This is a genomic window from Sporolactobacillus sp. STSJ-5, assembly GCF_024385605.1.
GTDB lineage: Bacteria > Bacillota > Bacilli > Bacillales > Sporolactobacillaceae > Sporolactobacillus.
In genome coordinates, this window is sequence record NZ_JANFOJ010000005.1 from 107418 (window position 1) to 119113 (window position 11696).

9 protein-coding genes are annotated in these 11696 nt (G+C 44.5%); 2 read left to right on the forward strand and 7 right to left on the reverse strand.

All coding sequences use genetic code 11. The annotated features are described in order from the left end of the window. Positions 1–22: 22 nt before the first annotated feature. The 7 genes from NOM01_RS06950 to NOM01_RS06980 form a co-directional block, all read right to left on the reverse strand. The gene (locus NOM01_RS06950) at positions 23–1213 is read right to left on the reverse strand and encodes an MFS transporter (protein ID WP_255747588.1); all 1191 of its coding nucleotides are present in this window, start codon (positions 1211–1213) and stop codon (positions 23–25) included. Positions 1214–1373: 160 nt separating this feature from the next. Then, entirely contained in the window at positions 1374–2228 is an 855-nt protein-coding gene (gene dat / locus NOM01_RS06955) for a D-amino-acid transaminase (protein ID WP_255747589.1), read from the reverse strand. Positions 2229–2985: 757 nt separating this feature from the next. After that, positions 2986–4047, reverse strand: a complete 1062-nt coding sequence (locus NOM01_RS06960) for an iron-containing alcohol dehydrogenase family protein (RefSeq protein ID WP_255747590.1) — start codon at positions 4045–4047, stop codon at positions 2986–2988. Then, entirely contained in the window at positions 4034–4705 is a 672-nt protein-coding gene (locus tag NOM01_RS06965; protein WP_255747591.1) for an MtnX-like HAD-IB family phosphatase, read from the reverse strand. Before NOM01_RS06965 ends, NOM01_RS06960 begins: the two co-directional genes overlap by 14 nt. Before the next feature lie 289 nt (positions 4706–4994). After that, a complete protein-coding gene (locus NOM01_RS06970; RefSeq protein ID WP_255747592.1) occupies positions 4995–5579 on the reverse strand; it encodes a competence protein ComK in 585 nt (194 codons plus the stop codon). A 484-nt stretch (positions 5580–6063) separates the two neighbouring features. Further along, positions 6064–7128 carry a PTS sugar transporter subunit IIC gene (locus tag NOM01_RS06975; protein ID WP_255747593.1) on the reverse strand — a complete coding sequence of 355 codons (1065 nt, stop codon included), beginning with the start codon at positions 7126–7128 and terminating at the stop codon, positions 6064–6066. A 259-nt stretch (positions 7129–7387) separates the two neighbouring features. Beyond that, positions 7388–9715 (reverse strand): YfhO family protein, encoded by a 2328-nt coding sequence (locus NOM01_RS06980; RefSeq protein WP_255747700.1) that lies wholly within the window; start codon positions 9713–9715, stop codon positions 7388–7390. 284 nt (positions 9716–9999) lie between these two features. Here NOM01_RS06980 and NOM01_RS06985 point away from each other — a divergent pair, with 284 nt between their 5' ends. Continuing rightward, the gene (locus NOM01_RS06985) at positions 10000–10683 is read left to right on the forward strand and encodes a DNA alkylation repair protein (protein WP_370645970.1); all 684 of its coding nucleotides are present in this window, start codon (positions 10000–10002) and stop codon (positions 10681–10683) included. Between the two features lie 6 nt (positions 10684–10689). Beyond that, positions 10690–11595, forward strand: a complete 906-nt coding sequence (locus NOM01_RS06990; RefSeq protein ID WP_304654801.1) for an aldo/keto reductase — start codon at positions 10690–10692, stop codon at positions 11593–11595. Positions 11596–11696: the final 101 nt, after the last annotated feature.

Below are 11696 nucleotides of genomic sequence, written 5' to 3' on the forward strand. Positions count from 1 at the left end.
GGATTTTTTGTTTTTGAATTATTTACTTCGCACTCAATTGCTTTTGACTGCCTCTATTGGGATGAGCGGTCAAAGTACCCTGCCTTGTAATCAACACCATAATGATACAAAGGACAATAAGCACCGATCCCCAAAAAGGAGCGGAGTCATGAAAGAAGAACAGCCAACCGGCAAGCAGCGGACCAATAGCCCTGCCCAGGCTGTCCGTGGATTGCTGCAAGCCCATCACCATTCCCTGTCCTATTGAATCCTGCTTAGACAGTAAAGATACAAGCGTGGGCTGTACCAGTGCGTTACCGATTCCGACCAGCGCGCAACCAAGAAAGATCATCCATACCGATCGAGATAGAGCAATGCATACATAACCGGACGCATTAATCATTGCGCCGATTTTTGCCGCATGCATCTCGCCAAGTCTGTTATAAATCGTACCCATGATAAATACCTGCAAGATCACTGCGGCCAAGGATTCCGTGCTGAATGAAAGACCGGTCTGGCTGGCGCTTGCGCTGAACCGTTCAATCATAAAATAGCCGAGCATTGAAAAGAATCCTGAAGCGGCGACAGCCATACCAAAGGTCATTAGAAACAGTTCCCAGCATCCTGGTTGAATCAGGATGCCAAGCGACTTAGCAAAAGACAGATTATCCTTCCGAATGGTTTTTCTTTTCGGTTCCTTAATAAAAAGGATTGCAAACGGGATAGTTATGAAACTAAGCATTCCCGCTATGAGAAAGGGCATGTTGATGCCAAACGGTGACAGCAAGCTCCCGACAACCGGACCACAAAGAAATCCAAGCGTATTGGCTCCTGCCATTTTGGCAATGACCGGTCCTCGTTGACGTTTATCGTACACATCGCTGATCATTGCATAGACGGCGGGCATCGCACCCGTTGAAACGATCGCACCGATAATTCGGATGAAAAGCAGCTCGGTATAGGTCGTGGCGAAAATCATCAAAAGAAACGCAACACCAAAACCGAAAAGGCCGAAGACAAGGACCGGTTTGCGCCCGAATTGATCAATCAATCGTCCCCAAAAAGGGACAATCACAAACTGAGCCACTGCCCATCCGGTGATCAGCGAGCCCATTTGAAACGAATTAAGGCCAAGGTGGGCAGCCAAATAAGGCAATGCCGGGAACACAATACCATAGCCCGTCATCGAAAGGAACATAATAAATGCGAGTAAATAAAACGAATGCTTTGCCATTGATGGTCATCCCTGCTTCAACTATGGTGTGCTTGCATGAAAAAACAGCTATTCGCTTCCGTTCGGGAACAGCTGCTTTGACTCCAACATTCTAAGCTTACAATTTTTTATTGAACATGCCGATCAATTCAGGCAACAGCCCTCGCATATTTTTCAATGATCAGGCATTCGCGATGAATTGTTCCACATCATGATTAAATGCGTCAAGCAAACGCAGAGTCATTAATCCCGGCTTTCCATCGCCAACGGGCTGGCCATCAATCTGGGTGACCGGTGTAACACGCACACCGGTGCTGGTAATAAATGCTTCATCCGCATTCCGTAATTCTTCTGTTGTAAACGTGCGTTCTTCAACCGGGATGCCAAGCCGTTCTGCAAGCTCCAGCACAAAAATACGCGTAATTCCGTTTAAGATGAAATGATCGGCAGGATGTGTAATCAGTACACCATCTTTGACCATGAATGCATTGCACGTTGTACCCTCCGTAACCACACCGTCACGATGAAGAATAGCATCATCAGATCCTTGTTCAAATGCTTCTTGATTGGCGAGCACGTTGCCGAGCAGGTTCAGCGTTTTAATGTCGCAGCGCAACCAGCGAATATCATCGAGAAGACTGACTTTAATGCCGTCTGCATGCAAATCCTCATCCTTTGATGTCGCTTCAATGCTCCCGGTCAGCACGCAATCAATCTTCTGCTCCGGAAAACGATGTTTCCGCGCAATCGCGCCTCTTGTAATTTGAAAATATACATAGCCGTAATCCATTTGATTTTCCCGAATCAACTTGTCCAGATTTTCGGCCAGATGGTCCGTATCATAAGGGAGTGAAAGTCTCAGCTCGCGTGCACTTCGATTCAATCGTTTCATATGCAGGTCAAGCAGGAACATTTTTCCATTATAAACACGAAGCGCCTCATAAATGCCATCGCCAAATTGGTAGCCGCGATCCTCCATATCTACCTTGCCTTGTTCTCTTGAAAGAAACGAATCATTATACAGAATTGTACTCATATTCCCTGCCCCTTCCTTATCTAGCTCCTTGCCAAGCTGCGTGTCGGATCAAAAAACTTTAATTCTTTCCAAATTAATTATAACTTGCGTAAAGCCGACACCACAACCACCAATATCGTGTCTATTTGATGTAAGAAAAACTTGGCAAAAAATGTCTGCTTCTTACTTTCACACGATGTGATGGCTTTCGCGTTGCAAACAGAACATATCGTAGTTAGCGAAAGCTCCTTTATCTCACTTCTGTTTCACTAAGCATTCTGATCCTTATAAGCAACAAATAAAATAAGCGGAATTTTTCCGCTTATATGCACCATGAAGCTTATTTCGCCGGTAAATAGGGGTAATTTTTCCGCTTATGCAAAGCAAATCCCTCTATTTTCATGTTTTTCGATTCGATAAGCGGAATTTTTCCGTCTATTTAAGCGATTTTTTCGCTCATTTTCTAAATAAGGGTAATTTCTCCGTCTATTTATCAGATAAGGCGCTTAACCTGATCACCCAACCGATACGTATGGATTGGGATTCAGCATCTTATGACCTTATCGTCGTGCCAGCGAGGCAAAACGATACATTTTATTTACCTGTAAAGAAAAACTTGGCGCAGCCAGGTCCTTAGACATCAGCTGAATCTCCTTTTGATCGAAATCTCTTTTCAATCTTATACGGGGGATATCGCTTATCTTTTTCTCTTTTATATAAAGAAAAGCAGAGACAGCCAATCGTCTCCGCTTCGTCAGCTTCATGCTCTTCAGTTTAGTTATGCTAGTATTTCTTTTAAAATCGGATCTTCATGCAAAATACGGTGTGCCCGCTCTCGATATTCAGCTACATGTAAGAACGTATAGCGCATCGGTTTCATTTCAGGAGCCCGGTCGATCGCCATATCAAAGTCAGCCATCGTCATGCCGACTGTTTTAGCGAATGTGAAGAAACCGGTATCTTGAAGCACCTTCGTGACGCGTTCATAGCGATGATTTTGAACCTTGCTCATCAAGTAGGTGGCAACTCCGACTTGAATGCCATGCAGCTGGGGTTTCTTCGAATAGGTGTCTAGCGCATGAGAGATCAGATGCTCGCTGCCGCTGGTCGGCGCACTGCTTCCGGCAATTTCCATTGAAATTCCGGCCATGGTCAATGAATCAACAAGCTCTTTGAGAAAAAGGTCGTCGCAAATTGTACCGAAATCGGTACGAACAAAACTGTTGACTGCCTTCTTCGAGAGCATCAACGCACAGTCATCCACACGTGTGTGTCCGTTCTTTTCTTCAAAAATCCAATCCTCAGCTGCCGTGATTTTCGAGACAAGGTCGCCTACTCCTGAATAAATAAAGCATTCCGGCGCATTTTTAACGACATCAATATCGATCAAAATTCCATAAGGCATTTTCGCATGTACAGATATGCGACGTCCGTGAATCGTTAAAGAAGTGTTCGAACTGGAGAAGCCATCATTGGACGTTGACGTCGGCACACTGATGAACGGCCATTTTCTTAGCAGTGCTGTGTATTTTGCCGCATCCAATGCTTTTCCTCCGCCAATACCGATGACCGCTTCAGTTTGAGCCGGCAGTTGGAATGCATGGTCGACAACGCTGTCTATATCAATATCGCTGACTTCTTTTGTTTCAAGAACATCGATCCCGGCTGCTTTCATTGATCCGAATACTTTCTCACCAAGCATATCGGTTAAGCCCATGCCAAAGAAAATAACGACCTTCTTAAATTGATGACGGCTGAGCAGTCGTCCGATCTCCGCCATATTTCCTTTCCGAACATCGAGCAAAGAAGGAACAACAATCTGATGATTATCGGCTCCCATTGATTATGGCCTCCTCATGAATATCGAGAAATTTCTCTATATCTTTAAAATTATTGATTGCTACATAATCTTTATTTTCCTGATCAAGCAACGGTTGAAGCTTCCCTTTAGCAAAAATTGTATCTGCCAGCATTGCTGCTTTCAAATCCGGAAGACTGTCTCCGGCAAAAAAGACCGTGTCATAATCCTTCATTAGATCGCGTGCCAATTTTTGCTTGTCAATCCCGTAGAGTTCTGAAAAATAGGCTCCGTTTGGGTCGGGACGTAATTGAATGCCTCTGTTCTCATAGACACCGGGATTGGAATATATTTTCACTCCTGTTATACCCTGTTTTTCAAAAATACGCTTAATGTAATAATCTGTACCAGCACTAATGACAACAAAGTCACCGCCGAGCTTCTTGACCTTTTCAATAACCTTTTTCGCATCAGGATCAAAAGGAACAGCATCAATATCCTCGTCGATCTGGGCTTGGTCACGATCTACAGAACGAAATAAACGGCTTAGATACTCGAGATCAGTCATGACTTTCTTATCCCAATCATCGTAGAGTTTCTCGCGTTGGTCTGCAAAATGGCGGTCAATGATCACGTGAAAAAAATCTTTATCGGATAAAGTTCCGTCAAAGTCGGAAAGAAAGAGGAAAGGTTTTGTCATATAATAAAACTCCTTTTTTCATTCTGTTATATTACAGAAATAGTATAACAGAAAAACAATCGTTTTGAATTTTATGGAAGCGCCGTCAATGTGTCGAAGTGATGACGTTCGGAAAATTATTTCTTCCTAGTATGCCTTATCAATTAACTTTTCATGTTGCAATTGGACATCGTCAACGATCGCAAAGAAAACTTGCCTATCTTTCCTATTTGTCTTTAAAAAAATACCCCAATGATTTTTAAGGATCATTAGGGTAAACTATTTTGTGAACTATTGTAATTTATTATGATTAGTCTTGGATAAATTCATCCTCAGACGGATTGGAATTTATATAGTAAGTACCGTTTTCCTTAATTCCGATTTTTTTCAGAGCTCTTTTCTTGTCTGCCTCATCAACCATGTTGTATGCCGAAATCCGTTCTCGCAACTGATGTCTGTACTGCATCGCACGCATGACGCGCCCGCTGAATGGTCCTGGGCTCATTGGCAATTCAACGATCTGTCCATTGGTCAAAGAAACAGCAACCTTACTCTTTTTATCCACTTCGCTCCATTGACGAACATGGATAAACGCAAGCCATGCACAACGATCCGAGCGTTCGGTCATTGAGGAAATGAAGACAATGCCCAATTCCCCGCATACACAAATGGGCGGCATACTTTTATAACCCATATCTACGGCTATTTTTTTTCGGCCTTTATAGGTTGACCCATAATAGCCGCATGACCGCTCGACAATAGCTTTCGGCAGTTCCATCACATAGTGTTCACAGGCTTCCTCAATAACCAACGTACCCATACTTCCATCGGAGAAACAATAAGGTAGCAATGCCATTGTTTCCGGACGGATGATGTAATGATTCAAAAGTTCCATTCACGCGCCTCTTTTCTTTGTTTGTTTTCCTTACATTGATTAATACTGCTCACAGACAAAAACGACTTTGCACGAATTTGGAATGAACCGCTCGCGTGGAAGAAATTCGGCGGTTCTCAATATGGAGAAAAACACTAGAGAATATTGCGTCTCTATGTTTGTACTTTTATTATAAAGTATATGTCATTTAGCACAATACTTTATTCACACTATTTTCTGACATATTAATCTATTTTCACAATTTGTTCATAAATAGGCGCGAATATGTCCACTTTTGAACGTTTTCTCAGCATTAAGGGCTATGTGAGGGGCGACCATCCGTACACTAACAACCTGTTCGGACGAGAATACTGATCAAACTTCTCATTGGCATGAACACTCATCCAATAAGACTATTTTCCTATTCATCTATCCATTGCCAACATAAAAGGCTCCAATGTCCGAGGACACGGGAGCCTTTGTTTTTATTCTCAATAAATTTTTATTATGCCTTTTCTCTATAATCTTCTTTTGAGTACAAGTGCAGCTTGGTGCGGCACAGCCATTCGAAGAACCAGCCGCATGCGAATGGAATGATAATAAAGACCAGAATAATAACCAGAAGATTGACCGCAGTTGCTCCGCCCGGCATGAAACGGATGGCATTGATTGGTCCGACGAGTCCGGAGAATCCGAATCCGGCGCTGATCGGCGTGCCTTTAATTTGGAACACAACTGCCAAAACACCAAGAACGGCTGCATTTAAAATGACCGGTAATAGAATAATTGGTTTGCGAACAATTGCTGCAATCATAATTTTCGGGGTTCCAAGCAGTGCCGAAAGTGAGAGCCCGATTGGATTGACGCGCAGGCCGCCTATGAACATGCCGATTGCTGCGGCAACAACACCGAGATTACCTGCACCGGATGCAATACCGCTCATGCTGATGGCAGTCGCAATCGCAACGGTTGAGATCGGCGAAACGATAATTATTGAAAAACTGACAGCGACGAGAATTCCCATCAGAATCGGTGCAAGTACAAAATAACTGTCGACCAGCTGACCGACTGCCATGGTAATTTTACGAACATAGGGCAGAATCCAAAATCCGATACCTCCGGAAACCACACAAACAATCATCGGCAAGAAAAGCGGCGCAAAAGCCTTTAACTTGTCACCGACAATCAGGACAACGCCAACGGCAATGCTTGCGGTCAGCAGCGTATTGATCAAATCGCCCATACCGGTCACAAGGACACCGTTCGGCGTAAAATTCAATGCACCGGAACCAATATAAGTCGCTGATGCCACGGAAACCATCTGAATCGGATTGAATTTGAATCGAAACGCGATCGCTGTTCCAATCAGCAGTGGAACCGCAAACATGATGATTGTGACTATTTGTAAAATAAAACCGAAGATCGGCGCGTGTGGTGCGAGCGCTTTACATAGTTCACTTAGCAACGCGGACGGAACTAAGCCGGCGACAATCCCAATAGCGAGACCGGTCAGCAGATTATTCGTGTAGGACTTAACCGTCAGCCCTTCATTCTTCATCTCATTTGTCAACTTGAGTAACCTCCATCCTTCTGTTCGAGCATTCTTTATTTATATTGCCCATTCCCACAGTAATGAACCTGTGCATGCTATTCTACCAAGTAATCTCACATTTGTCGATACAACGCGTTGTATCATTAAAGTTTTATTGATGGCTAATCACGTTGATTGACATGAGAGCTGCAGCAAAAGGTCACATACTCAATAATTAGGTATTTAAGGTGCAAAAAAATGCCGAAATCACGAGTAACTCATGTTTCGGCATTCTGTCTTATTCATTTATATTTCGTGAAGGATGTACACGTCTGCGGTAAAATAAGCGTTCTGATGACAGATAGACTGCAAACACAGCTGCCGAGAACAGAGCAATCACCGCACCGGATGCAAGCCCCGGTGTCCGATAATTGAATCGGATGTGGTTCTCACCATCGTTGACCGGAACAATCATCATTCCGTCTGCATCAATGATCGGTACAGAGATACCATTGACCTTGGCAGACCAGCCTTTGTCATAGGGAACGCTGAAAAAAGCAAATTTGTCCGTATTTGCCTTAATCTCTGCTGAAAAACCTCGGTGATCGCGACGGAACGAAGTCGACGATTCCTTCGCACGTGTCTGAAGATCCTGCCGATACTCTGCTTTTGTAGTCGTAAACATCTCGGACTCAGGCAGAGGCACAAGATAATTTTTCACCTTGGATACGTCACTGTCCTTAATAACCACTGCCCGGAGCATGACCTGCGGCTTATAATCATCCGTAATATGTTGAAACTGACTTTGCGTAATATAGTAGTCATAGGTAAAACCGATCGGTAAAACATCCTTGTTTTCATAGACATAGACCATCCCGGTACCGTTATAAAATTTCGTGTAGAGCGGGTAGCCTTCCATTTTTACCGTATTCACGAAAAAACGCTCAGAAAGTAATGGTTTGAGTGCATACGCATCCGTTGGAATGATCGTCTTCACCCCTCTGGGCGATCCGATTGACTTGTAAAATTCGAAAATAGATCCGTTCACCATACTGGTAAATGAATTAACCGTCGGCAAACCGGCAACCATTGCCAAATTCCATCCGTCATCACTGATACCGATGCGGTAGTCCTCCGTTTTCGGCAATCGCTGTTTCAATTCCCTACCTGTTTTGACCACAGTATCTTGAATGGCCTTTCCATCCTGATAATCATAAATACTGTGCGTCGCAAAAATATTGAAAAGTCCTAAACCGGAGCAAAAAATCACGGTCAAGGTCAGAGCGGATGCATGCCAGTGTTTGGCGCTGCGAAACCGCCAAACGAGATAATAGGTAGCCGCCAGTCCTGCCGCCGCTGCAGCCAAGTAAAAAAGGAATTGGTCATAGTGATAGACGGCGCTCCGCTGCGTCTCGCTCCAGGGATAGAAAAGAAGAAAAGCAGCCAGAGCCGCCAATGCGGATGCGCAAATCAGTAAACTTTTTTTCAATGGTATGGTCTCTCTCTGCTCGAGAGCCACCGCTGACATCAGGGCCATGACGAGCACAGGCATATAAAACCAGCGCGCGTAATACGACGCATTCAGAACATAGAACACGCTGTTTAGGAGCGGCACCCCCGCCATGATCAGGCAGCCGATCATCAGCCGCCGCATCCAATTTCTGCGACCGAGCATCAAAGCAAGCATCAGAACCGGACCGAACAAGGGCAAATAAGCGCTGCTCGATGAGAAATCCGACGGAAAGATTGCCGACTGATGCGGCATCAGATCCGCAGGCATGAGAAACGCTTTAATAAGCTCAAGATAACGGCTGCCCGTATAAACAAGTGCGTTTGGTCCGTACAAGAATGATTCCAGACGCGGATTCTGAAGGGTAAACAGGATGGCTGGAACAAATAATAGGCTCGCCATCCCGATTCCAAGCACGCCTTCCCAGACAATTCTCGGCAGGCGACGCAGATACAACTTCCAATCCTCCGACAAATAACGCAGCACATAGTAGAGAATCAAAAAGAACACTTCGCCAATGAAGAAAAAGAAGTTCAAGGCAGCGTTCAAGGCGACAGCCGCAGCGAACCAGCCCTTTTTCCGATCCAGCATCAGCCGGTCAAATCCGGCAAGGAGCAGCGGGAAAAAGGCGACCACATCATGGAAATGATTAAACATCAGATTGACCGCTGAAAATCCGGAAAAGGCGTATAGCAGCGCGCCAATCATAGCATATCTGCTGTCCGACACATAGCGGCGCATATAACCGTACGCCGTCATCCCGGCCACGCAATACTTTAATAAAAACATCGGACCGATGACATACGGAAAAAGTGAAGCCGGAAACAGCAAGCTCAGCCAGAAAAAAGGACTTCCCAACGTGTAAAAGCTGTAGGAAGCGATAAAATTGCTGCCGAGATCTGTTGACCAGTTCCAAAACCAGTCTCCGCTCTTGATCGCATGGTTGCTCAACATATTAAATGGAATCTGTTGATAGTTAAAGTCTCCGACTAATGTGAATAAGCCTTTATTGGCAATAATCGATGGGAGAAACATAATTCCGGAAGTGACGAGACAAAGTAGAAAGACCTTCATATAATCAGATTGAACAATTTTTTTCATAAACGCAGAACGCATCACGACACAGTAACTCCTTGTCTTTCATTCTCGCAAATTCGATTCATAACTTTTATTTTACAACAGTGGAATGAGTTATAAAGTTAAAATAGTTGGAAGATTCATTGAAAACGTGTTAAGTTTAACATCATATCATTCGTAAGTATCGTAAAATTGTGGGATGATTAGATGATCAATTCATGGGAGAGAGCAGGAATTTATTTTCGAATGATGCACTCATTTCGTTATACAAAGACTAAATCACCGATTTACATTAAGAGAGGTCATCGTACATGAACTTCGATATCCGACCGCTCATTACAGCGTTAGAAATCCATCAAAACAAAGAAAACGCCCAGCCAATGAAACACTACATGCGCGATCAATTCCCGTTCTTCGGCATTAAAGCTCCCGATCGGCGCGCCATCGTCCGCGATTTTATTAGAAATTATGGATTACCTGAATCGGACCAGCTTCCCCTTACAATCAAACAATTATGGAATCTTCCCATGCGGGAATGCCAGACAGCTGCGCTTGATTTGCTCGGATATGCTAAAAAGCAGCTGAAGGCTGATCATATGCCGCTATTGGAATGGCTGATCGTCACGAAATCATGGTGGGATACGGTCGACTATATTGCGCCTCAATGCTGCGGAACACTTTTTAAACACGATCCGTATTTGATTGAACTTTATGCGGACAAATGGATTGTTAGCCAAAATATATGGCTTCGGCGGGCGGCACTATTACATCAGTTGAAGTACAAGCAGATGACTAATGAAGCGCGCTTATTTCGATACATCCTGCTGAACGCGGACTCCGATCAATTTTTCATTCAAAAGGCAATCGGCTGGGTCCTTCGGGAATATTCAAAAACCGATCCGCATGCCGTGCAGCTTTTCATTCAGCAACATGAACTTAAACCTTTGAGCACTCGAGAAGGATTGAAATGGCTGAATCGCCATTATCTTAAAAGTAAAGGAGAATAATCATTCATGGAATGGAACGATGATGAACTGAACAGCGCAATGCGAGAAATGAATAGACGGTCAATTAAGCTGCCTGACGGGGCTGAAATTCCGGTGATCGGCCAAGGTACTTGGCATATGGGGGAAGATCCGTTTAATCGCGCCTCGGAACAGGAAGCGCTCCGCCTCGGCGTTCGTTTGGGCTTAAATCTTATTGATACAGCGGAGATGTATGGCGAAGGGCGATCCGAATCGCTCATTGGTGAATCAATCACTGACATTCGTGACGATCTCTTTCTTGTAAGTAAGGCCTATCCCAATCATGCGACACGGAAAAAGCTTGCAGCAGCATGCGATCAAAGCTTGAAACGGCTCGGCACCGATCATCTTGATCTTTATTTGCTGCATTGGCGCGGGGCGACACCTCTCGAAGAAACAGTCCGAGGAATGGAAGAATTGAAACGTGCCGGTAAAATTTTACGCTGGGGCGTCTCTAACTTCGATACGAAGGATATGCAGGATCTATGGTCCGTTCCGGAAGGGAATAATTGTGCTGTAAATCAAATTCTCTATCATCTCGGCTCGCGCGGAATTGAGTATGAACTCCTCCCTTGGATGCGTGAGCACCATGTTACGGTCATGGCTTATTGCCCTTTGGCTGAAGGTGGGTCCCTTAAATCTCAACTGCTTAAAGACCCTGCCGTCGTTAAAGCTGCTACCAATCACCAGGCAACGCCGCTCCAAATTCTACTTGCCTGGGCAATCCGTAATGCTGAAACCGATGGAATTGTTGCTATTCCTAAAGCTGGTCGTCCGGAACATGTACTGCTGAATGCGCAGGCTGCAGCAATCCGACTGTCCAAAGAAGAACAGCATTCACTTGAGCTCGCGTTTCCGCATCCGTCCCGCAAACTGCCGCTGGATATCGTTTAAGGTACACCATAAAAATCAACGAACTGAGCCTCAAAAATTGGATTTCATCATCAATTTTTGGGGCTCAGTTCACAACTTAACGGAATTTTTATTTTTATCGA

What these genes read in the sequence shown, in the direction of transcription:
- NOM01_RS06950 (WP_255747588.1), bottom strand. Translation starts at nt 1,213, where the DNA reads ATGGCAAAGCATTCGTTTTATTTACTCGCATTTATTATGTTCCTTTCG.
- dat (WP_255747589.1), bottom strand. Translation starts at nt 2,228, where the DNA reads ATGAGTACAATTCTGTATAATGATTCGTTTCTTTCAAGAGAACAAGGC.
- NOM01_RS06960 (WP_255747590.1), bottom strand. Translation starts at nt 4,047, where the DNA reads ATGGGAGCCGATAATCATCAGATTGTTGTTCCTTCTTTGCTCGATGTT.
- NOM01_RS06965 (WP_255747591.1), bottom strand. Translation starts at nt 4,705, where the DNA reads ATGACAAAACCTTTCCTCTTTCTTTCCGACTTTGACGGAACTTTATCC.
- NOM01_RS06970 (WP_255747592.1), bottom strand. Translation starts at nt 5,579, where the DNA reads ATGGAACTTTTGAATCATTACATCATCCGTCCGGAAACAATGGCATTG.
- NOM01_RS06980 (WP_255747700.1), bottom strand. Translation starts at nt 9,715, where the DNA reads ATGCGTTCTGCGTTTATGAAAAAAATTGTTCAATCTGATTATATGAAG.
- NOM01_RS06990 (WP_304654801.1), top strand. Translation starts at nt 10,690, where the DNA reads ATGGAATGGAACGATGATGAACTGAACAGCGCAATGCGAGAAATGAAT.